Annotated in this window: 18 protein-coding genes; 8 read left to right on the top strand and 10 right to left on the bottom strand. The window is 35.1% G+C overall.

What is annotated here, in order from left to right; all coding sequences use genetic code 11:
- Positions 1-228: manganese catalase family protein (locus B9N79_RS24525; protein ID WP_205635678.1), on the top strand; the 228-nt coding region annotated here is incomplete at its 5' end.
- A gap of 659 nt (positions 229-887) precedes the next feature.
- On the opposite strand, the gene cypC is transcribed toward B9N79_RS24525, so the two are convergent.
- Positions 888-2,147: a CYP152 family fatty-acid peroxygenase CypC gene (gene cypC, locus B9N79_RS24520; protein WP_040060615.1), complete on the bottom strand. Its 1,260-nt coding sequence runs from the start codon at positions 2,145-2,147 to the stop codon at positions 888-890.
- A gap of 822 nt (positions 2,148-2,969) precedes the next feature.
- Between cypC and B9N79_RS24515 the strand changes: the two genes are divergently transcribed.
- Genes B9N79_RS24515 through B9N79_RS26990 form a run of 3 tightly spaced genes read left to right on the top strand, consistent with a single transcriptional unit; the run spans position 2,970 to position 4,698 of the window.
- Complete coding sequence (locus B9N79_RS24515) at positions 2,970-3,758, top strand: hypothetical protein (protein WP_040057327.1); 789 nt, start codon at positions 2,970-2,972, stop codon at positions 3,756-3,758.
- Between the two features lie 2 nt (positions 3,759-3,760).
- Complete coding sequence (locus B9N79_RS24510) at positions 3,761-4,219, top strand: hypothetical protein (RefSeq protein ID WP_040057328.1); 459 nt, start codon at positions 3,761-3,763, stop codon at positions 4,217-4,219.
- A gap of 20 nt (positions 4,220-4,239) precedes the next feature.
- Positions 4,240-4,698: a CBO0543 family protein gene (locus tag B9N79_RS26990; protein WP_040057329.1), complete on the top strand. Its 459-nt coding sequence runs from the start codon at positions 4,240-4,242 to the stop codon at positions 4,696-4,698.
- Positions 4,699-4,955: 257 nt separating this feature from the next.
- Here the strand turns inward: B9N79_RS26990 and B9N79_RS24500 are convergent, their stop codons facing one another.
- On the bottom strand, positions 4,956-5,501 hold the full coding sequence (locus B9N79_RS24500) for a CBO0543 family protein (RefSeq protein WP_085119300.1): 546 nt from the start codon (positions 5,499-5,501) through the stop codon (positions 4,956-4,958).
- A gap of 440 nt (positions 5,502-5,941) precedes the next feature.
- Between B9N79_RS24500 and B9N79_RS24495 the strand changes: the two genes are divergently transcribed.
- Positions 5,942-6,562 (top strand): recombinase family protein, encoded by a 621-nt coding sequence (locus tag B9N79_RS24495; protein WP_063592765.1) that lies wholly within the window; start codon positions 5,942-5,944, stop codon positions 6,560-6,562.
- A gap of 84 nt (positions 6,563-6,646) precedes the next feature.
- On the top strand, positions 6,647-6,976 hold the full coding sequence (locus B9N79_RS24490) for a monooxygenase (protein WP_063592766.1): 330 nt from the start codon (positions 6,647-6,649) through the stop codon (positions 6,974-6,976).
- An 821-nt stretch (positions 6,977-7,797) separates the two neighbouring features.
- Here the strand turns inward: B9N79_RS24490 and B9N79_RS24485 are convergent.
- Together B9N79_RS24485 and B9N79_RS24480 are read right to left on the bottom strand one after the other, a co-directional pair.
- The gene (locus B9N79_RS24485) at positions 7,798-8,415 is read right to left on the bottom strand and encodes an HAD family hydrolase (protein ID WP_046218426.1); all 618 of its coding nucleotides are present in this window, start codon (positions 8,413-8,415) and stop codon (positions 7,798-7,800) included.
- Between the two features lie 168 nt (positions 8,416-8,583).
- Entirely contained in the window at positions 8,584-10,677 is a 2,094-nt protein-coding gene (locus B9N79_RS24480; protein ID WP_046218427.1) for a bifunctional 2',3'-cyclic-nucleotide 2'-phosphodiesterase/3'-nucleotidase, read from the bottom strand.
- A gap of 191 nt (positions 10,678-10,868) precedes the next feature.
- Here B9N79_RS24480 and B9N79_RS24475 point away from each other — a divergent pair, with 191 nt between their 5' ends.
- The gene (locus B9N79_RS24475; protein ID WP_046218428.1) at positions 10,869-11,258 is read left to right on the top strand and encodes an SET domain-containing protein; all 390 of its coding nucleotides are present in this window, start codon (positions 10,869-10,871) and stop codon (positions 11,256-11,258) included.
- 354 nt (positions 11,259-11,612) lie between these two features.
- On the top strand, positions 11,613-12,833 hold the full coding sequence (fdhA, locus tag B9N79_RS24470; RefSeq protein WP_046218429.1) for a formaldehyde dehydrogenase, glutathione-independent: 1,221 nt from the start codon (positions 11,613-11,615) through the stop codon (positions 12,831-12,833).
- Between the two features lie 371 nt (positions 12,834-13,204).
- Here the strand turns inward: fdhA and B9N79_RS24465 are convergent, their stop codons facing one another.
- The 6 genes from B9N79_RS24465 to B9N79_RS24440 all read right to left on the bottom strand — a co-directional run bounded on the left by B9N79_RS24465 (position 13,205) and on the right by B9N79_RS24440 (position 21,689).
- Positions 13,205-13,921: a GntR family transcriptional regulator gene (locus B9N79_RS24465; protein WP_046218430.1), complete on the bottom strand. Its 717-nt coding sequence runs from the start codon at positions 13,919-13,921 to the stop codon at positions 13,205-13,207.
- Positions 13,922-14,127: 206 nt separating this feature from the next.
- Complete coding sequence (locus B9N79_RS24460) at positions 14,128-14,973, bottom strand: PfkB family carbohydrate kinase (RefSeq protein ID WP_046218431.1); 846 nt, start codon at positions 14,971-14,973, stop codon at positions 14,128-14,130.
- A 256-nt stretch (positions 14,974-15,229) separates the two neighbouring features.
- Positions 15,230-16,972, bottom strand: a complete 1,743-nt coding sequence (locus B9N79_RS24455; RefSeq protein WP_046218432.1) for a hydantoinase B/oxoprolinase family protein — start codon at positions 16,970-16,972, stop codon at positions 15,230-15,232.
- A complete protein-coding gene (locus B9N79_RS24450; protein ID WP_046218433.1) occupies positions 16,962-19,043 on the bottom strand; it encodes a hydantoinase/oxoprolinase family protein in 2,082 nt (693 codons plus the stop codon). The genes B9N79_RS24455 and B9N79_RS24450 overlap by 11 nt, the downstream gene beginning before the upstream one ends.
- A gap of 136 nt (positions 19,044-19,179) precedes the next feature.
- The gene (locus B9N79_RS24445) at positions 19,180-20,163 is read right to left on the bottom strand and encodes an SIS domain-containing protein (protein ID WP_046218434.1); all 984 of its coding nucleotides are present in this window, start codon (positions 20,161-20,163) and stop codon (positions 19,180-19,182) included.
- Positions 20,164-20,267: 104 nt separating this feature from the next.
- Positions 20,268-21,689 carry an MFS transporter gene (locus B9N79_RS24440; protein ID WP_046218435.1) on the bottom strand — a complete coding sequence of 474 codons (1,422 nt, stop codon included), beginning with the start codon at positions 21,687-21,689 and terminating at the stop codon, positions 20,268-20,270.
- Between the last annotated feature and the right edge of the window lie 469 nt (positions 21,690-22,158).

The following is a 22,158-nucleotide window of genomic DNA, read 5'->3' as shown; positions in this document are numbered from 1 at the left end:
AGCACCTTTAATCGAGAGTATGAGAAGTCAGATGTAGCCTATACCTTTATGAGTTGTTCAGAAGGAACAGAAAGTGAGCAGGGACGATGGGCTTCCGGCCCATCTATGGATGGGTTAAGTGAGTTTAAATATGAGGCAAAACCAGTAGCAACAGGACAGGCCCCTCATTTAAACCCAGCTCCAGGCTATATTCATGATACGCCGTTATCAGATAAGGAAACGAAATAGTCATGAAACAATAAAGAGAAAATCTCACAACTGATTTTCTTTCTTGTTCAATTTATCGTTAGTTTCATGCGAGAGGGCCTATCGATGAGTTTTTTTCATTTTAAACCTAATCATAACTATCAAATGAATAATACGTGATAGATGAGACAAAATAATCAAGATGCAACAAAGCACCCCCATAATGTTGAATGATTGTAATAGAGAAACCTACTGGTTTGTTGATCAGTAGGTTTTTTATGTCAAACTGTATGTCATATATGAAGTTAGTTAATATAATAGATCTTCTAGGATCTAATTTGAAGATCCTTCACATGCTCACAAAACGGGACCTTCTAATCCTTCATATTGTCAACGTATCTTTGCTGAGAGCAAACAACATTGAAAAAACATAGCTTCCTTAGTTTGGAAGCTATGTTTTACTTTATAGTATGTAATTTTCTAGTTCACATAACACTCATCATCAGAAGTAAAAAAGCGTAAACCTTTTGAATGGCAATAGGTTTACGCTTTTCGTTTAGGTATACCTTTACAAATGTAAGAAACCTTTGCCACTTTTAGCTTTTCAATTAGTTTTTTTATAGTCTCTTCCTAATTTGAATAGTAATTAATTATGGATAATACTTTAATGAGCAAAAAGAGTAAAGTAACGTAGAAATAAATTATATCCTCCGTTTAACATTTTTAAGTACTATTTTACTATGGGGAATACTTGGCATGCTTACCATGCTATAACTTAAATCTTGGTCAGGAATTTCATAAACCATCCGATTCGCTAGAAAATCAAGACTCACTTTCATGATTTCAATGGTGACCCATTCTCCAGCACAGCGATGTCCCATAAAGTAATCACCACCACCCTGCGGAATAAAGCTAAAAGGACTTCCTTCCCATTCGGCAAAGCGCTCAGGATTAAATACTTCCGGTTTTTTCCAAATTTCAGGGTCATGATTGGTACCATAGAGATCCAGAAGGGTCAACGTGCCTTCTTCAAAGTTATAGCCTCTCCAGGTGAAATCTTTCTTTACCAGTGCCATAACAAATGGAAAAAAGGGATAAAAACGACGAACTTCCTGTATAAACATCTGAGCATATTTTTCATCGTCGGATTTAAGTTTATCTCTTTTCTCTGGATAATGGTGCACTGCCAGTGCTATGAAATTATTGAATATAGCAATTGCCACAATTGGTCTTAAAATATTAATCACTTCCACAGCTACGGTCTCGGTATCCAGAAGATTGTCTTTTAGATCCCGATGCCAGGAAAATCTATATAAGATAGAGTTTTCAGGGGGATTCATTTTCCCATTACGAACCTGGCTGATGATCTCTCCCATCCACTTTTCTACATGATTTCGTGAGTTTCTACCCAACCAGTGATTGGGTCCAACTTTAGCTGGAGACTCAAACATCGCTCCTAAATCCTTTGTTAACCTCTTAACTTCATTTTCTTGTATTGGTATACCTACCCACTGACAGGCTGTCTTACACAATATTTCCTTCACTTCTTCATATAAAATAACCTCCTCCTGCTGTTCCCATTGATTCACTGCAATCTCCCACTGTTTTTTGGTTATGTCAGTCAGGATTTTAAGTGCGTCCTGAGACATAATCGACATAAACATTTCTTTACGGTGTTTATGGGGCTGTCCATCTAATGCCTGAACCCCATTCTTTCCGAACAATGTTTGCACCGCCCGGTTTGGTGCTGCATTCTTTCTTTTAAATTTCTCAGAATCATAAAAAACTTCCGCGGCTTCCTTTCCTCCCATACAGATTGCTTTTTTTCCAAGCAACCGTGTCTCGAAAATATCAGCATTAAAACTTTTACGTCTGTTTAAAATGTACATATATCCTTCTCTCATCAGGCTCAAGCTATGGTCCATTCCTTCTTCGCGAGGCATTTGGTCTGAATTTGACATAGGATTCATCTCCATTTTTCTAGTAATGGTCTTATTCTTTGTAAAATTCCCCTTTTTAGTCTCAAGGAAAACAGATTTCAAGCTAAAAAATCGAGGATACGAACCGTTTACTGAATAAATATACTCTGGTGCGAAAAACATTTAATAGAGACATAGAATCTGCATGGACTGTTCAATAACAGAGTATGATGCTATTTTAAGCAATTTATGTATGAGTTCCACTTCATTTGGGGCAAATTTCCCTCATGGCTGAAGTTATCCTTTTTCATCATATGCATGACTTTCCCCCCCCCATTTATAATGCTCCTATTTACTAAACACATTCAAAAGGAGAATATAAACCTTTGGTGCGAAATAGATTAGAGATGGGTCTTTTTCATCCTAAGCCTAATGATGACTATCTAAAGAATAATATGTTATAAGTAGAGGCAAAACAATTAAAATGTAGCAAAGCACCCCCATAATGTTGAATGATTATAATAGAGAAACCTACTGATTTGCAGATCAGTAGGTTTCTTTATTCAAACTCTTTATGATACGTAAAGTTAGTTAACATAAAATCAATTACAGGAAGTAATTCAAGCTCAACCTATTTGAATGCCAACAAGGTTGAGCTTTTTATGTCATTTAAATATACTTTTATAATTGGTTTTAACTTATTAATATTTTCATGGGATATGATTGTTGAATAAATATGCAATTTCATTTGGTGCAATATGTATAATATATGGTTTAATTTAGTATAGTATCCTTGCCTTGTGAAATATTAATGTTAAATAAGCTACGTTAGTTGAAGTCACTTTCATAAGGTGAGGAAAGATAATGGACAATTATAGTAATGACAATACAGCAAGAAGGTATCGAGCTTATGTTAGCATACTTGGAACTACCCAAATTCATCTTAGAAACCCCTATATCATAGCTTGGTGGAGTGCGGCTTTCCCAGGGTTTGGACACCTTCTTTTATCCAAGTATCTTCGAGGATTTGTTTTGTTTATTTGGGAAGTGATTGTTAATATCCACGCCAATGTTAATGTAGCCATGATATATTCTTTTCAAGGTGAGATCGAAAAGGCAAAAGAAGTGTTAGATACACGCTGGTTATTAATTTATATTCCCGTTTATATATTCGGAATTTGGGATAGTTATCGTACAACGGTAGATTTGAATAAAATTTTTGTATTGACAGAACGGGAAGAACATAAGTTCAATTCCTTTAGCATAGGTGCCCTTGAAATTAATTATTTGGACAAAAGAAATCCTGTTATGTCAGTCATTTGGTCCCTTTTCATACCAGGTTTAGGCCAACTTTATATCCATAGAATTGTGACAGCATTTTTTGTAATCATTTGGTGTGTTGTCTTTTTTTATTACTCCCATGGTCTTGAGGCTATTTCACTTTTGTTTTTAGGAGAAATAAAGAAAGCGACGTCAGTGGTAAATGCTGAATGGCTGTTATTTCTCCCCTCTCTGTATGGCTTTTCCGTTTTTGACTCTTATATAAATACAGTTGAAAACAATAAATTATATGATAAAGAACAACGAACCTTTTTTAAAGAGAATTATCAATCTCCATCTTTTCAAGTATTAAAAGGGCGAAAGGGGAACTAAAAATGCAACTCTTCTCAACGTTTGAACATACCGTTTTTGTAGAAATGGCCCTAGCCACTTTAGAGAAAAAAGGTATTAAAAAGGAAGATATATTTATAGTTCCTCTTGATAATCGAATGGAGGAGCATAAAGTATTTGATAACATTCATCGTTCAGACGGAACTTCTCTAATTGATATCGGAGCAGCCTTAGCGACAGCATTTTCAGTGATTGGAGCTAGTATAGGGTTTAAGTTGACACTAGGACCCATTTATTGGGGATTAATAGGTGCTTTTGTTGGGTTTATAGTGGGTTTGGCCATTCGTCTTTTTACAGAAATCATCATAAAAAAGAAAAAAAGGCTGTTAAAAGGATTCCATTCTGAGATCATTATCATTGTCGATTGTGAGGAGTCTCAAGGAGAGCTAGTTGAGAATATTTTATTTAGTCACTATGCATTAGGAGTAGCAAAAATAAAGTGACTATATAAAAGGGACTATATATGTGGGTACTTATATTTTTATCATTTGGTATTATGAACATTGTAGCTTTTTTAATACCCAAAAGGCTAAATCAGCTAGAAATATACGCTACTTCTTTTTTTGCTTTTACCTATGGAATTATCGTCGATATGGTTTTTGACTTACATTATAATCTATATGGATATTTTGAAGAAGGGTTTCAATGGTTAGGTCTTTTAGCTATTCTTCTTTATTTTTCCTCTACTAGTATCCTCTTTCTAAATCTGTATCCATCAAAAAGCCATAAACTAAAAAAGATAATGTACATTTTAGGTTGGATACTTTTTGCCCTTTCCTTTGAATTATTTTCTCTGCATACTAAGTTTTTTTATTACAATGGCTGGAAGCTATGGTATTCAGCCATCTCTTATCCCATAATCTTTTCTATCCTTCTTTTGAATTTAAGGTTAGTTCATAAACTAGAGCATCCTAAAATTTAGAGGGTAATTCACTACTCACTATTAATTCTTAGTGCATTGGACCTCAAGGTATTATAAACCTATTTATTTACCTTATTAGAAAGAAGGACTGAGTAGCGCTTAAACTAATATATCCCCCTATCCAAAAATCCTTTGCTAATGCTGAGCAAAGGGTTTCTTTTTATTACAAAAAATTCAACAATGGTTAATCACCATAATGTTCTTTCTAGGAATAAAGAAAAGATACCTAGCCATCCCTTTAGGTGTTTTTTCTTTAATTACTGTTCTCTTACTGGTAAAATCCTTTCTAAGAACCATTTAACGAGTAAAAAAATGAAGATAAAACCAATGAAAGAAAGCCAATGAGAGAAGTTATGTATCTCATACATTTCTGCCCATATAAATAATGGTTCTATCACATAAGAGAATAAAAATGAGAGAATAGCGATATATAGGAAGTACATTCCCCATGTTTCCCCATAATGATAAGCTAAACTAAATGCTACAGGGATGACAGTTAAGTCGGCAGGGAATAAAGGTGGAACCATGAAAAATAATTTGATCGGGTATCCCCATAACAATATATAAACTCCAATTACATCTAAAATACTTGAAATGATCCCCGTGGTCATAGCAAATGCAAATACGTGTAGACGGTGCTCCTTTTTAATAAGATACCCCCATATGATCCAGGGTAGAATAGAAGCTATAAGCAAAACCCACCATTGCCATGTAAATAGATCATGGTGAAGCCAATGTTGATATCCGACTTCCTTTAGTTCACTTCGAATATCTTGTACTTCATCATAAGAAGGATAGGCCATAATTACCTTTTCTCCTCTCTACATTCTATAAATGATTTTTCATTCATATTCTTCCCAAAATATTGACAAATAAAATTTATTATTTTTTCAAGGTATATCTCATTCACTCTTAATTTATATAAAATATGGTAAAAACAGCAAAAGTAAACAAAATGCTTATCAACAACTATTTTTCATTTTTCCCCAGCATAAACGGGCAAAACTTCCCTATCCATTAATCACCTTTCTACTACCATAAACAGTAAACCTAAAAAGATAGTTCGCAAAGTGAACGTCCATAAAAGTTTACTTTTACGTTCATTTCTTTTTAATTAGAAAACTAGCCTTTTTCATGTTCATTTAAGTTTGAATTTAAATTACGAACGTCCTTAGAAAAACATACACTTTTGCGAACGTTTTTGATAGAATAATAGAGAGAGAAACACAAAAGGAGTATAAAAATGGAAAATAGAAAATTTGGATACATACGGGTAAGTAGTCGAGATCAAAATGAAGGTCGTCAACTTCAGTCCATGGAGGAAGCTGGAATTTCTCCTCGGGACATTTTCATCGATAAGCAAAGTGGAAAAAACTTCAATCGAGAACAGTATCAACTGATGAAACGAATGATGCGTAAAGGGGATATTCTTTATATTCATTCTCTAGATCGCTTTGGTCGTAATAAGGAAGAAATTTTACAAGAATGGAATGCCATTACAAAAGAAATCGAGGCAGACATTGTGGTCTTAGATATGCCATTGTTGGATACCACTCAATATAAGGATAGTTTGGGAACCTTTATTGCCGATTTAGTTTTGCAGATTCTTTCGTGGATGGCAGAAGAGGAACGAGATCGTATTCGAAAACGTCAGCGCGAAGGCATTGATGCTGCACTCAAAGGGGGTGTATCTTTTGGACGACCTAAAGCTCAGGTTAGCCAGGAATTCATTGAAGCTTATAATCGATGGAGAAATAAGGAGATTACAGCTGTACAAGCCATGAAAGAGGCTAATGTTAAAAAGACAACCTTTTATAAATTGGTGAAAAAACATGAAAGTACTTTTAACAAAGAATCTATATAATAGGAAGAAACTCGTCAAAAAAACTCTTGCTCATTCATGATTTTTTCTAGTTAATGAGATTATTAAATTTAAGGAGTGTATAAAATGACCTACCTACTACAAGTTGATTTTAAATTTGAGGGACCTTTTGGTAATGATCTGACAAATGCTTTTACGGACATAGCAAACAGTATTAATAAGGAAAAGGGGTTCATATGGAAGATATGGACAGAAAATAAAGAAGCTAAAGAAGCCGGGGGAATCTATCTGTTTGAAACAAAAGAAGATGCCGAAAAGTATTTAGATATGCATACGAAAAGATTAAAAGGATTTGGCATTACAGGTATTAAAGGAAAGATTTTTGAGACAAATGAACAGCTTACTACTCTTAATCGTGGACCTTTAAAGCTTACTAAAGAAAAAAGGGATTTTTAATCCATCTTTTTTTTCAAGCACACTTGAATTTTATCTCATCACGATGTCTAAATAATACTTACGTTACTTGAACTGATATCTATACATATCATAATATTTATCATGCTTTATATCTATTTCTTCTGTCTTTTCTTTAGTGACTTTCATTGATGATAAAGATGCTTCTTTTTATTTTTATAAATCAGACCCTGCTATGTATCAAAAACATTCCTTAATGATACATTGATTTTGAGACGTGTTTTAATATAGAAATAAGATGTAATTAAGAAGAAAAGTCACTTATTCGTGAACCGACTCAAAAACCATTGTTTTTGGAACAATATGATAACTAACTGTTTTCTCTTTATGTCACTTTAGGAGTTATTTTGTACCCCTTTTAAGTGTTACTTTGCACTATACGTAAATGTAAAAAAGACCAATTTCTCAGCATTAAAATTGAGAAATTGGTCTTTTATCGTTACTCCAGAAAAGCGCCCGATTATTTAATTAATACGTTCCTGTAATTTGATAACTAATCCATTGTAACTAACAAAAAAGTTTTTTATCGATAAAACAGCGAAATAAGAAGAAACGTCTACATTAACTCATAAACAATCGTCACAAATTAAACTACTGTCCAAAATTATTTGAGATTTTGTTCCTCTCTGATTTAGGAAATTCACTAAATCTAGATATAAGTTATACCCTACCTCATCAATAGATCTTTTTACTGAAAAACGCCTCACAAAGCTGTTCCGCCATACTTGGAATGTTTCCAAGGGGAAAGTAGTCAAGGGCCGTTTTTCTACTTCCAATCAAAGCTGGAGAAACAGCCTCCTCGTTTAAAATAGTTTAACAAGTTCGTCGAAGGTTTCAATTTCATAATCATATTCATTTACTTGTCCAAATCCGTACTTGGCGTAGACAAATGGAATACCGGCGAATTGGGCTGCCTTTCGATCCCCTTCCGTGTCACCCACATAGACAGGTTTGGTTAAGTGATTTCGTTCCATGATTAATTTAATATTTTCTCCTTTTGAAAGACCCGTTCTACCTGGGTTTTCATAATCTGTGAAATACTTTTCTAATTGATGAAACTTGTAAAATGCTTCAATGTATCCATCTTGACAATTGCTTACAATGAAAAGCTTATATTTCCGCGAAAGAATCCTCACTACATCTTCCACTTGGTCAAAAAGAATCCCGCCCTGTTCTCCTAAAAATGTATTTTCTACTAGGCAGCTTTCTTCTAAAAATCGATTCCGTTCATGAGCATTTAAGTCTGGAAACAGTTTTTTTCCTATCTCGGGAACTTGAAGTCCCATGACACTTTGAAGATCTTCCTTCGTTATGTCCCTTTTGATTTGCTTGTAATCCTTCATCAAACTATTCCACGCCAGCAGGATCGTGTCTGTTGAATCCCATAGTGTCCCATCTAGATCAAAAACCATGCTGTCCATATATTCAAACTCCTTAAATATTTCGTGATTTTAATCAAAGTCCCATATAAATCACATATGACTGCTCTAATTATGTTACATTCTCTTCAATGTAACTTTTGTATCTATATCAAGCTGGCCTTGCAAGTCATTCATTTCTAGTAGCTAGACTTTTGTATTATCTTTTGATTAGTCATTTAAATTAATTGTATAAATGCCAAATCCTTTGTCATCCGTCTGGTTGGTATACGTAATATTGCTTCCTTCCGTTAAATATCTTTCTCCACGCGGTGAGCTTGTGAATGTCACATTAGCTGTACCGTTAATAGGAGTAATTGACCAGTTATTATCAGCTGTTGGCGTAATTTCTTTTTGCTCTGAAATGTAATCCATTAGGATTTGGCGGTTTTCATCGGCTGAATCTACAACCAGCTCGCTTCCTTTTAAGCCAGGGAAGTTTCCGCCTCCACCTGCGCGGTAGTTATTTGTTACAACGATAAATTCTTGATTCGGATCAACGGGGTTTCCTTTATACGTTAAGTTTACAACGCGACTTGAATTCGCATGAATCATGTTTCCATTCACATCATATTTTGCTGGTTTTGTGACATCAATTTGGTATTGAACGCCGTCAATTACATCGAAATTATAGACAGGGAAGCTTGGATTTAATAATTCCTGCTCTTCTGTTTTATTTGGTGTAATTTGATTAAATTTGCCTGCAGACATATCAATCCAGTCTTTGACAACAGAACCTTTTACTTTGACTGCTTTTAACGTATTGTCATATAAGTACAGATCACCTGCACTTCGAATCGTTAAATCACCTTCTTTAATTTCTGTGTACTCGTCAACGCCGTTTCGTCCTACTTTAAAAGGTGCCCCGACTGATAAAATTGGAAGATCCTTGTATTCTGGTTTGTTTTGAGCAACGTATTTTTTAACATAGTCTTTTTGTGCATTTGTGACGATTTGAATAGAAGGATCATCCTGCACAAGTGAGAAATAACTGTGAATATTATCCGTTGTTTTACCAATTGGTGTATTCACATATTTCACGGTTGCATCATGATCTTTTTGAACCAATTTGACAATTCCTTTATCTGTTTCTACTGTACTTTGCGTAACCGTTTTCCCTGAAGCATCTTTTACGTCCTTATACGTTGCACGCGTCGACGATTGAGAGCTTACCACTTTCCATTTTCCTTTTTCCTCTTTTAGCGTTAAGTCAATTAAACCAAGTGAACCTCCGCCATAACCTGCTTGTACAGCTGGAACGCCGTTGATTGTTCCTTTTGCATTATCAACACCAGGAAGGGGTTTTTTATCTGGACCAAGAAACAGACCATCTAGTGCAGCTTCCGTTTTAGCTGGGAATACTTTATGTGTGTGTGAGAATGTAATCGCATCAATGCCTTTTACTTCACTTAACGAGTAAATCACATCCTCTGTATTTTGTTTGTTACTGCTAAAACCAGAGTGAGCCATGGCAACAACCACGTCAGCGCCTTTTTTCTTCATTTCTGGAATGTACTTATTAGCCGTTTCAACAATGCCTTTTGTAATGACTTTCCCATCCAGGTTTACTTTATCCCAATCGTTGATTTGAGGTGGGACAAATCCAATGAAACCAAATTTAATAGTACGTTTCTTTCCGTTTTCATCGACTACTTTTTTACTCATAATCTTATATGGGGTGAATTTATTTTTGTCATTTTTCGGGTTGTTGTCATGATCATCAACATAGACATTGGCATTTATGTAAGGAAAATTCGCATCGTTGTAGGCTTCTTCTAAGAGGTCTAAGCCGTAGTTGAATTCATGGTTACCAAGCGTTGCAATGTCATAATCTAACTGATTCATGGCTTTAAAAACAGGATGGATCTCACCCTTTTCCAGTGGAGCAATCTTTGCTTTATACGTACCTAGTGGCGTGCCTTGAATGAGATCTCCGTTATCTACTAATAAGCTGTTTTTTACTTCTTTTCGAGCATTTTTGATTAAAGTAGCCGTTTTTGCTAAGCCCACTTTTTCATAAGCTGCATCTTTGAAATAATCATAGTTTAATAGATTTGTGTGAACGTCTGTTGTTTCCATTAAGCGCAAATTCACAAGTGTATCTTTCTTATTATTCCCGTGCTGCTTGCTGCTTTGCTGTGAACTTTGTCCTGGATAACGTTCTTCTGCCCTTGCCTGTGTGGTTAAAAGAGGCATAGACAATAAGGAGAGTGCCAGTGATGTGGATAAGATTTTTTTCATTTTGCTGCGATTGTTCTTTTTCATCTACTATTCACCTTTCAAATAAGTTATCATTGCTATGAATCTAGCTACTATTCAAAAATAGTATAGCAGAAAGTCTTTACGAAAGATGTGGACTTTTTGCACCAGAACCAAAATAGTTGATTTTATCACCTTAAATTGTCAAGCGTAACAAAGAACAAAATCTTAGAGGAAAGAATATAGAGGTGACAAGTATGATTGAAATAAAAACGTCTGCGCTAAGCGACGGAGAACTCAATAGAGGGGTATTCGCTAAGCAAGATGTCAAGAAAGGGACGCTTCTTCACGAAGCGCCTGTTATCCCTTATCCTAATAAAGAGCATGATTACATTGAGAAGACAGCACTTGCGGACTATGCTTTTGAATATGGTGTAAATCATACAGCTATTCTTCTAGGCTATGGTATGCTGTTTAATCATTCGTATACACCTAATGCTACTTATAAAATTAATTTTGACAATCATACCTTTGATTTTTATGCTTATACGGATATCCAAGCAGGAGAAGAGATTCTTATTAATTATAATGGAGATGTAGATAATCAAGAGCTCCTTTGGTTTGATCGTGAAAGTGAGAACGAGTAGAAGTAAAAAGTAAGCTCATTGATTTTCGATGGGCTTACTTTTTTATCTCGATTTTTTTTATTATCTTTACAAGAAAATGTCTCAAAAACCGTGGTTTTTGAGACATTTCTATATTTAGTCATTTTTCACTATTACTTTCTTTTTTATTTGACGTAGTTTTTTGTAATTAACTTTTAAATAAGTAATATTTAATCTTTAGACTTAAATCTCTAATTAGATTATTTACAGGATTATTGGTTGTTGTAGCTTCCATCTTATTCTTTAGTAATGTTAGTAAAATATAGTAGAGGGTTTTATTATTCCATATTGAATTAGTAACTATTAAACTAAGATGACTTGGAAGGGTGGGGAGAGATGTTGAAAAATCGTGCAGTTGCATATATGAAGCCAGGTAAAGTAGAAATTCAAGACATCGGGTATCCCGATTTAATATTGAGAGATGGCCCAGGGGTCAATCCGTTAAACGTAGGTCGAAAATGTGAACATGGTGTTATTTTGAAGGTTATTACAACAAATATTTGCGGAAGCGATCAACATATGGTAAGAGGGAGAACGACTGCTCCGAGTGGATTAATATTAGGACATGAAATTACAGGTGAGGTTATCGAAGTAGGACGAGATGTCGAATTTATTAAGAAAGGTGATCTTGTTTCAGTACCTTTCAACATTGCATGTGGACGTTGTCGTAGCTGTAAGGAGCAAGATACGCACATTTGTGAAAATGTAAACCCGGATCGTCCTGGTTCTGCTTATGGGTATGTAGATATGGGAGGATGGGTTGGCGGACAATCCGAATATGTTATGGTTCCTTATGCAGATTTCCAATTGCTGAAATTTCCTGATAAGGATCAAGCTATGGAAAAAATCCTTGATTTAACCATGCTCTCTGATATATTTCCAACAGGTTATCATGGGGCGATAAGTGCAGGAGTTAGACCTGGCTCTACAGTTTATGTTGCTGGTGCGGGTCCTGTTGGTCTGGCTGCTGCCCATTCTGCTCAAATTCTAGGAGCGTCAGTTGTGATTGTGGGTGACTTGAACAGTGAACGGCTAACTCAGGCTAGAAGTTTCGGTTGCGAAACAGTGAATTTAAGAGAACATCCAAATCTTGGGGAGCAGATTGAACAAATTCTAGGTATACCAGAAGTGGATTGTGCGATTGATTGTGTAGGGTTTGAAGCTCATGGACACGGTGCATCCACTGGTGAAGCTCCTGCCACGGTATTAAATTCAATTATGGAAGTAACTCGTGCAGGAGGTCGCCTTGGTATTCCAGGACTTTATGTTACTGGAGATCCAGGTGCAGTAGATGAAGATGCGAAATTTGGAACCTTAAGGATTCGATTAGGATTAGGGTGGGCTAAGTCACACACTTTTGTGACTGGACAAACGCCAGTTATGAAATATCATCGTGATTTAATGATGGCTATTTTAAATGGAAAAGCTCAAATTGCAAAAGCAGTCAATGCTACGATTATTTCATTGGATCAAGCCCCAGCTGCATATGCTGAATTCGATCAAGGAGCATCAAAGAAATTTGTTATTGACCCTCATGGATCTGTAAAATCTTTCTGAATATCTTTCTATTTTTTATTTAAATCAATGTTTGTTGATTTCTCGTGTTTGTATTTTTTTACGATTGGCCTGCTATTTCCTTTAGTATGTGATTCTTTAGAAAAGCTACTCTTGAGAGTAGCTTTTTCCCTTTTTCAAAAACCATGGTTTTTGAGATGAGTCATGATAAATCAGTTACCATAGTCTGTATTTGGGGAAGTTAGCCCTTCTCCTCTCCCTCCATAAACAAAAAGTCGCCTCGTATCAATAAAAAAAGTCTCTATTTGTCTTTATAAATAATTACAATTAAAAAGGAACCGACAATTAATTGATTGCCGGTTCCTTAAGTATCACATATCCACTGCACCCTAAAACTACAAGTATTATACTGTTTAATATACTTGAAAACGAAAACGATCTCCTAAAAATAAACTTTCTACATATTCCATTACTTGATTTTCTTCCGAGAACACAATGCCTAATAACAAAAATAATGATGCACTAGCCTTAGTATTTAATAGCTGTGCTTCCTTTAAACTAGCTCTTGTTAATTCAAGTGTTTTACTCGAATGACCAGGACGGATGGAATATTTACTTTCTAATAAACGATATAAAGAATTATTTTCTAAGTCCTCATTTTCAATACCTGGAAAAAGATAACTTGGAAGATATGAACGTTCTAGAGCCACGGGTTTTCCATCCGTTAAACGAATTCTTACAATCTCGACAACTTCCTTGCCTTCCTCAATTTGTAGGCGTTTTGACAACTTCGCGTCAGCTTTAATTTTATTGATTGAATGACATTTTGCACTCGCTTTAATACCTCGGGACTGCATACGTTCTGTAAAGCTGGCTACGTTAACAAACTCTCGTTCAATCTTTGGTTCTGTAACAAATGTCCCTTTTGCACGTTTTCTTACTAATAAGCCTTCTTCCACAAGCTCATTAATAGCTGTACGAATAGTAATTCTTGCTACACCATACTTTTTAGCTAATTCCATTTCGACAGGAAATTTATCCCCTACTTTATATTCATTATTCAAAATCATTCGACGGAACTTTTCTGCATATTGCTCATAAAGTGGTATATCACTATTTTTAATATCCATTATTATCACCTAAGCAGTTATAGAATCCTTTAGATAAAGCGAAATATAGTCTAGTCAGACACTTTATTAGATTTTCAAAAAATTAAAATATATATGTTAGACCAAATTATATAAAAGTATAGCAGTAATTGTAAAGGTTGAGTATGTTTTGCAAAAGGAAATCGTTATAAGTCACATAAGTAAGTTAAGGAATTTAAAAAATTGTTTTATTTGCTAGTTGAGTGTACTTCTTTCTTATATTTTGGATAGCCAAAAGCTCCATGATGCTTACAAGTTTTCGCTGCTGATTCAGCAGCTTTGAGCAAAGCTTTCTTCATATCTAATTGTTCATGGTAATGAGTTAAAAAACCTGCTATAAAGGAGTCTCCAGCTCCCATGGTATCTATTAACTCAGTAGGTAAAGGCTGTTGTTCAGATATTTCTCCATTCTCTGAGAATATGGCTGGTTTATCGCCCCTTGTTACCCCTACAACATTTACTCCGTATTGATGCACGGAGTCAAAGAGGGAATATATTTGATTTATTGGGAGCTCGCTACCTGAAAAAAATGCATAAGTAATAAAAGGACAAATTTGTGATAGTAAACTTTCATTCCATTTTTCAGGAGTAGAAAAATCGTAGGAAATTGCTTTATGTGAAAGCTTAATCAGTTCATGGTTAATATCACTATTAATACTAGTATGAATGACATCATATTTATTTATATAATTCATGTCTATCTTTTGAAATCTAAGTGATAATAAAGATTGAACTCTAGTCTCCTTATTAGTTCCTACAAACACTCGATCCCCTGTATCATTCAGAGAAACGATAGCTTCTCCGTTTATTCCAGTAACAAAGCGTACCCTTTCAACGTTAATTTCTTCCTCCTTTAAACATGAAAGTACATGCTTTGCATTACTATCATTTCCTATTATCCCTAAATAGGCACATTCCTGTGCCCCATTTCGCTTACTCATTACAGCTACATTTAGTGCATTTCCCCCTGGATATATAAGGTTTTGATCCTTGTAATAATCTATTACGTTATCACCTATCCCTATAAGTTTCATAGTTAACCCCCAAAATTCACGATATTCATTATTTAATCCAGCTCTATTAAAAAACATTTACTTTGTTGCTAACTAATTAAAGATTAGTACTTATTAGAATCAATATAGATAAAAATGAAAAAAGGAATACTTTGTATATAAAAAAAGATGGAAAGAACTCCACCTTTTTTATATACAAAATTGAACAGGTAATAATCCCATCTTATTTCAACCAACGTTTTAAGAAAAATAACTAACTTTATTATTATCCATCGCTTTACTTAACAATAACGCCTTCTCTTAATTCCCTTGTTAAATTAACATCAACTTGTAAATCTTCCGTTAATGCTACACCATAATCTTTTCTTGCGGATTCTATAGAGACTTTGCCTTCTTTTACATCGTTAATAATAAGATCAATTTGTCGCTCAAGTGGGTTGCCATATCCTCCGGATCCAGGTGTGTGTACCGTAATTAGATCTTCCCTATTTAAAATTAAATCTGAGATTTTAGACTTTATTTTTTCAGGTTTATCGCCTTTTCTTGTTAACCAAAAGCTTCCTGGAGCTCCGTTTTTACCTCCTGAAATTCCCCATGGAGAAAGTTTGTGCCTTTCACCTAAACCTGTATAGTTCAAATTATCAGTTAGCATTCTAAACTCTCTCTGGATTCCTAATCCACCTCTATAACGCCCTGCTCCTCCAGAATCTTTAGAAAGTCTATAACTTTCTACAAGTATTGGATATTCTCGTTCTAATGCTTCAATAGGTAGGTTTGAAGTATTAGTCATATGGACTTGTACACCACTTAACCCATCTCCATGGCTATGTGCCCCTGATCCTCCTGCAATGGTTTCTAAATAAACAAAGTAATTATTTGTATTTGGATTAATTCCAGAGAAAATAGCAGAAGTAACAGAACTATTACAAGCAGCAACTACTCTATCTGGTGCTATTTTAGCTAACGCTCCAAAAATAACATCTGCAATCCTTTGAGCTGTATCGACCCTTACTCCCACTGGTGCGGGTAAAGAACAATTGACTAATGAATTTTCAGGTGCTATTACTTTTAATGCACGATAAATCCCCTGATTAGCAAAAATATTTTGACCGGCTATAGCTTTAAAACAATAAAAGACTGTTGTTAATGTACCCGAAAAGACAACGTTAAGTGGACCCCTTACCTGTGGACTTGTACCTGTAAAATCTACAGTGGCTGTACCATCTCCAATAGTTATAGTAGCGCGAATAGGAACTTTTCTCTCTAAATCAACACCATCATCATCTAGATAATCTTCAAATGAATAAGTACCATTTGGTAAACTACGAATACCCGCACGCATTAATTCCTCAGCGTAATCAAGCAAGGCATCTGTACAAGCTGTGAAGTGTTCTATCCCATATTGGTTAACTACTTCAATCATTCGTTTAGTACCAGCTTTATTACATGAAATTTGGGCAAGCAAATCTCCATGTCTCTCTCCCGAAGTTCGACTATTAATCATAATAAATTCCATTGTTTCCTGTACGATTTCCCCTTGACGGCAAATACGAATTAAAGGGATTCTTGTGCCCTCTTGGAAAATACTATTCGCATCAGCTGATGTACTTCCAGGTACCTTTCCACCGATATCAGAGTGATGGGCAATATTGGCTACAAAGGCAACTAAGTTATTTTCTATGAATACAGGTTCAATCATTGTAATATCAGGAAGGTGTGTCCCTCCTCCTGCATAAGGATCATTCGTTATAAACATGTCACCTGGTTGAATTGTCTCAGGAGGAAATTTTTTCAGTACTTCCGTAACTACACTGAGCATAGATCCAAGATGCATTGGCACATGTTCTGCTTGTGCAATCATTCGACCCTGAGCATCAAATATTGCAGTGGAAGCATCTTTTCGTTCTTTTATATTTGTAGAGTAGGCAGTTTTAACAAGTGTTACTCCCATTTCCTCAGCTATTGATAATAAAAGATTTCCCATAATTTCTAAAGTAATCGGATCGATATTATGCTTCATTTTTCTCCACCTCGCCAAATGTATTAATAATGAGATTTTGATATGGATCTATTACAGCTGATTGACTTGGTAAAATTAAAATTGTGGTGTCCATTTGCTCAATGATAGCAGGTCCTTGAACCCGATTCCCTGCATTTAAATCGCTACGGTTATAAATCCCTGTTTTATAATAGCCTAGATTATTCGCTTCTGAGAAATAGACATCTCGGTAAGATACTGCTTCTACTAAACAATTATCCTCCTGACTTGCTTTGACTAACGGAGCTTTTGGTAACTCACCAAATGCTGTAACTCGGTAATTTACAAATTCAATTTTCCCTTCCTCATCAGAATATCCATAGTTTTTTTCATGGATTTTATGAAAGCGTGAAATGATATGTTGTACTCCATCAGACGTTAACTCTTCCCATTGAACTGGAACGGGAAGTTCATAATTTTGACCAACAAAACGAACATCAATGTCCAGAGAAAAACTCCTTTTAGATGGATGAACATTTTCTTTTGCCAATAGTTGTGTACCTTCTACTTTCATACTTTCAAAGTGTTGGCGTATTGTTATTAAACTATCTTCTCCCGGTTCAAGTAGTTCTGTTCGCACATAATCCCTACGGATATCCGTTACCAATAAACCAAGCGAACAAAAAGTTCCAGGCGAAGGAGGTACAATAACATGAGGAATATTGAGTGCTTTAGCTAAAGCACCACAATGCAAGCCACCTCCTCCTCCAAAGGAAACCAAAGCAAAATCACTTGGTGAATGCCCTTTTTCTACAGAAATTAATCGAACTCCACGTGTCATATTGGCATTTACAATTGAAAGAATCCCACTCGCTGCCTCTAATAAAGAAAGGTTAGTTTTATCACAAATATGCTCCTGAATAACCCTTTTAGATGCTTCTACATCTAAATCCATACGGCCCCCAAGGATTCCATTCGGATTTAGTCTTCCCAATACTACATTTGCATCTGTAACTGTCGGTAAAGTTCCCCCACGTCCGTAGGCAGCTGGACCTGGAGTAGACCCTGCACTCTCGGGGCCTACTTTTAAGGCACCCCCTGCATCAATCCAGGCAATTGAGCCACCTCCTGCTCCATATGTATAAATATCTAACATCTGTATTCTAGCTGGAAAACCCTCAACTTCTCTTTCCATTGAAACCTTTGGTTCTCCATTTTCAATAAGACTAAAGTCTGCGGAGGTCCCACCCATATCAAATGTGATTAAATTCCTATAATCTGTAAGTTCGGATAAATGTGAGGCTGCAACTATCCCTGCTGCTGGTCCTGACACGGCAGTACGAACTGGACTAGACACAGATTCTTGGATAGAAATGATACCTCCATTTGACTGGGTAATATAAGGATCAACCGGAATCCCCACTGAATGAACGGAATTTTGAAAATTCTCCATATACGTTTTCATTACAGGTCCTAAATACGCATTGAGTGATGTGGTACTGATTCGTGGGTATTCTCTAAATTCAGGAACGATTTGATGGGAGGCAGAAACATACACTTCCGGAAAGAGACGTTTAATCTCTTCTACAGCTACCTTCTCATGAATTGGATTATTAAAAGAAAAAAGAAAACAAACAGCAATGGATGTAACTTCTTTTTCCTTCAAATGTTCAATTACTTTTCTCAGTTCGTTTATGTTAATAGGTGTGCGTACCGATCCATCTGCATAAAGGCGTTCTTCAACTTCGAATCGTAAGTCACCCGGAATAACTGTCTCAGGTTTTTCTTTAAACAAATCATATAAGTGAGGACGAGTTTGTCTAGCAATCTCCAGTAAATCACGAAATCCTTTTGTAACGATAAGGGCTGTTTTAGCTCCTTTTCGTTCTATAAGAGCATTGGTTGCTACAGTAGTTCCATGAGCTAGATACTCTACTTCATTAAAAGGAATAGAATTCATTTCAAGAATTTGTTCAATCCCTGTCATAATAGCATGAGAAGGATCCTTGGGAGTGGAAGGGACTTTATGATTCTTAATACTCCCCTTATCCGAATCTACCAATGTAACATCTGTGAATGTTCCTCCCACGTCTACTCCTACCATGTAACGCATATATTTTCCCCCTATTCGATCTGGATATTTATTTATTTTTTTACAATGCTTATAATCCACCCCTATAAATTCATTTCCTGAATCTATAAGGATGAATTATATTCAGATTATTCAGAAATTAATCGGTGTACTTTATTTAATAAGGCACTTTAAACATATATCTTCGTTTTTCTAGTGGATGATTACGTACATCTGCTAACTTTCTTGAGAATGCTCGTAATACGTAAAGTAAAACTACAGAAGCAATCTCTCCTCTTATTTCCTTGTCAATTCCTTTAAAATCAAGGTCCTTAGCATCCAAAATAATAAGTTTTTCACCATATTCTTTCGTAAATTTGAGAGCACGTTCTTCCATATACCTTGTTTCATCTAGTCCCAGTAATAGAATGAATGGTGTATCCTTATCTAGAATTTCAAATGGGCCATGGAAGAATTCCCCTGCATGTATAGCGTGTGAATTAATCCATTGCATTTCCATTAAGATACAAATTGCAAATGTATAGGCGACTCCATAATTACTACCACTTGCCATTGTATAAATCATCTTTTCATCTTTATATTTATCTGCAAAGTCTAAAGCGTCTTGAGCATAATATTCGATTGCTTTATCACACACAGCCTTTAAATTAGGTAAGCTCGCGACTAACTTATCATACTTCTTACTTGATTCTTTTACTTTCAGTAATCCTAGCGTCAATTGAATGATTAGAATATTTCGCGATTCAGCAGGATCAATTCCTGGTCCGTATTCGTATCCAATCACTAAATCTGATTCTTTTGCTAAAGGTGAGTCATCTATATATGTGAAGGAAACAGTTAAAGCTCCTTTACTTTTCGCAAATTTCGCAGCTTCCGTTGTTTCTGGTGTTTTTCCTAAATGAGAACATAGAATAACAAGTGAATTTTTATTTAGAGTAGCTGGATTGCGGTAAATAAACTCATTTGAACTGTAAACTTCAGTCGTCATAGTAGTTGAATCACGATCTAGGATGTATTTACTTGAATACATTAAAGCAGAGGAACCTCCGCATGCAACAAGAAAGACACGATCAATTTCTTTTTCTTTTACTACCTCTAATACCTTTTCTAATGATTTGTTTTCAATTAACTGATTTGTCATTATTAAACTCCTTTTAAATGTTTTTGTAAGTATAATGATTCTATCAACAATTATATTGTTCTATATTGTTCTAGTCAACACTAAATAACTAAATATTCTAAAAATTATTTACCTATTGTTTTTTCATGATCCTTTTCTTGTGAATTTGAAACCATGCCCTCCTTATAAACCACCTCTACTTCCTCCAAAGATTTAGCCTTCGTTTCTTTACCTAAAATCATAACAGTAAGAGTACCGATAACAAGAATGGCAGTGATCATAATAAATACCCCACTAAAACCATACAAAGGATAAATATACCCAATAACAATTGGGGCTAATATTCCTCCAACTCGGCTAAATGCTGAGGTAGCGCCCATTCCGGTAGCGCGGATATTCGTTGGGAATTGTTCAGGCGTGTACGTATAAAGAACAGAGTAACCTATACTCATAAACATTGACATTAGTCCACCAAACGTAATAATAGTAGCAGCAGAATTCGCAAAGTTGGCCATACCAAGTGCAGCAATAGTTGCTCCTGCCATACCGATTAATAAAACTGGTTTTCTCCCTAATTTATCATTTAATATAGCACCAGTTATATAACCGGGTATCTGCGATGCATAAATTAGTAAAGAAAAAATAAACGATGAAGCGATTTCATATCCTTGATTAACTAGTAAAGATGGAAGCCAAGTTAAAAAACCGAAGTTTGTATAAACCAACGAAAACCATACAACCCAAAGCATGATAGTACGTTTAATATATTTTTTTGAAAATAAGGTAAGGAACGAGTCTTTTTTAAATTTCTTTTCTTCAATAATAGATGGGACAGAAGTATTCTTCTCTGGTTTTGGTAGTTTATACTTCAGTGAATTTTCAGCTGCTATTTCAATCCTAGTCATAGCTTCATCAGCTTCTTTATAACGACCTTTTGATTCTAACCATAAAGGGGATTCAGGCAAAGTACGTCTCCAAATGATAAACATAAAAATCGGAAGGGCTGTTACAAACAGAGCAATCCGCCATCCATTATCTGAAACCGGAATAATAAAATAAGAAAGAGCAGCTGCAGATATATGGCCTAAAGAAAAGAATCCTGTTAATAGGGATGTATATCTTCCTCTATATTTACTAGAAATTAATTCGGCTAAATAAGGAGCCATTATTGCAGCTTCTCCCCCAGTACCAAATCCAGCTACTACCCTTGCCCAAAAGAAAAATTCCCAATTTGTAGCTAAAGCACTAGCCATTGTAGCTACACAATAGATAACCAATGTCCACATAATTACATTTTTTCTTCCAAATCGATCTCCTAGGTAGCCTGAAAATGCTGTCCCAAACAAGTAACCAACAAATAAAGAACTAGCTAAAATTCCTGTTTGATGAGATGTTAGTGCCCATAATGCTGTAATAACTGGTAATGTAAACGAAAGCATCGTTCCATCTAGTGCATCAAATAAATATCCAATACCTGTTTGTCCTAACAATTTTTTGTTGTAACCGTTGTCTGGTATACGCTCGATTCTCGAGTTAATACTTTGCATTTTTCCCCCTCCATTATTCAACCTTGAACTTTTAAAAGTAAATAAAACACATTTCCTTTTGTTCTACTTTGTCCTAATAAGTTCTATTGAATAATAACTCAAAGAAAAATAAATTGTCAATATATTTAGAAAATTTGTTCTTTTATAAAATTGAAGTTTTTTACTAGAACTCTCTATATTAAGCTATCAATGCATTCCCTTATTTCATATAAATAAGAAAATCCTTTGCTATTGAAGAGCAAAGGATTTTTTTATTAAAAACATTTTATGATAAATCAGTTAGTATAAAGCCACTTTCAGAAACTAAATATAAAAAAGAGTTCTTAATAATGACTTTTATACACATACTCTCCCTTTTAAAAAGTTACCTTATTCAAATACGAGACCAACCAAAAACTAAAGTAGCTTTTAACCTTAAAGAATTAATAATTTAATTTTTCGATAGAAATAAATCTTTTATTCTTAATGG

Origin of the sequence: Priestia filamentosa, assembly GCF_900177535.1 — a bacterium.
Classification (GTDB): domain Bacteria; phylum Bacillota; class Bacilli; order Bacillales; family Bacillaceae_H; genus Bacillus_I; species Bacillus_I filamentosa.
This window is presented reverse-complemented; position numbering and strand designations above follow the sequence as displayed.

Coding starts and splice junctions, on each gene's coding strand:
- cypC (WP_040060615.1), bottom strand. CDS start 2,147: ATGTCAAATTCAGACCAAATGCCTCGCGAAGAAGGAATGGACCATAGC.
- B9N79_RS24445 (WP_046218434.1), bottom strand. CDS start 20,163: ATGACAAATCAGTTAATTGAAAACAAATCATTAGAAAAGGTATTAGAG.
- B9N79_RS24465 (WP_046218430.1), bottom strand. CDS start 13,921: ATGGATATTAAAAATAGTGATATACCACTTTATGAGCAATATGCAGAA.
- B9N79_RS24495 (WP_063592765.1), top strand. CDS start 5,942: ATGGAAAATAGAAAATTTGGATACATACGGGTAAGTAGTCGAGATCAA.
- B9N79_RS24490 (WP_063592766.1), top strand. CDS start 6,647: ATGACCTACCTACTACAAGTTGATTTTAAATTTGAGGGACCTTTTGGT.
- B9N79_RS24440 (WP_046218435.1), bottom strand. CDS start 21,689: ATGCAAAGTATTAACTCGAGAATCGAGCGTATACCAGACAACGGTTAC.
- B9N79_RS26990 (WP_040057329.1), top strand. CDS start 4,240: ATGTGGGTACTTATATTTTTATCATTTGGTATTATGAACATTGTAGCT.
- B9N79_RS24480 (WP_046218427.1), bottom strand. CDS start 10,677: ATGAAAAAGAACAATCGCAGCAAAATGAAAAAAATCTTATCCACATCA.
- B9N79_RS24515 (WP_040057327.1), top strand. CDS start 2,970: ATGGACAATTATAGTAATGACAATACAGCAAGAAGGTATCGAGCTTAT.
- B9N79_RS24460 (WP_046218431.1), bottom strand. CDS start 14,973: ATGAAACTTATAGGGATAGGTGATAACGTAATAGATTATTACAAGGAT.
- fdhA (WP_046218429.1), top strand. CDS start 11,613: ATGTTGAAAAATCGTGCAGTTGCATATATGAAGCCAGGTAAAGTAGAA.
- B9N79_RS24510 (WP_040057328.1), top strand. CDS start 3,761: ATGCAACTCTTCTCAACGTTTGAACATACCGTTTTTGTAGAAATGGCC.
- B9N79_RS24500 (WP_085119300.1), bottom strand. CDS start 5,501: ATGGCCTATCCTTCTTATGATGAAGTACAAGATATTCGAAGTGAACTA.
- B9N79_RS24450 (WP_046218433.1), bottom strand. CDS start 19,043: ATGCGTTACATGGTAGGAGTAGACGTGGGAGGAACATTCACAGATGTT.
- B9N79_RS24455 (WP_046218432.1), bottom strand. CDS start 16,972: ATGAAGCATAATATCGATCCGATTACTTTAGAAATTATGGGAAATCTT.
- B9N79_RS24485 (WP_046218426.1), bottom strand. CDS start 8,415: ATGGACAGCATGGTTTTTGATCTAGATGGGACACTATGGGATTCAACA.
- B9N79_RS24475 (WP_046218428.1), top strand. CDS start 10,869: ATGATTGAAATAAAAACGTCTGCGCTAAGCGACGGAGAACTCAATAGA.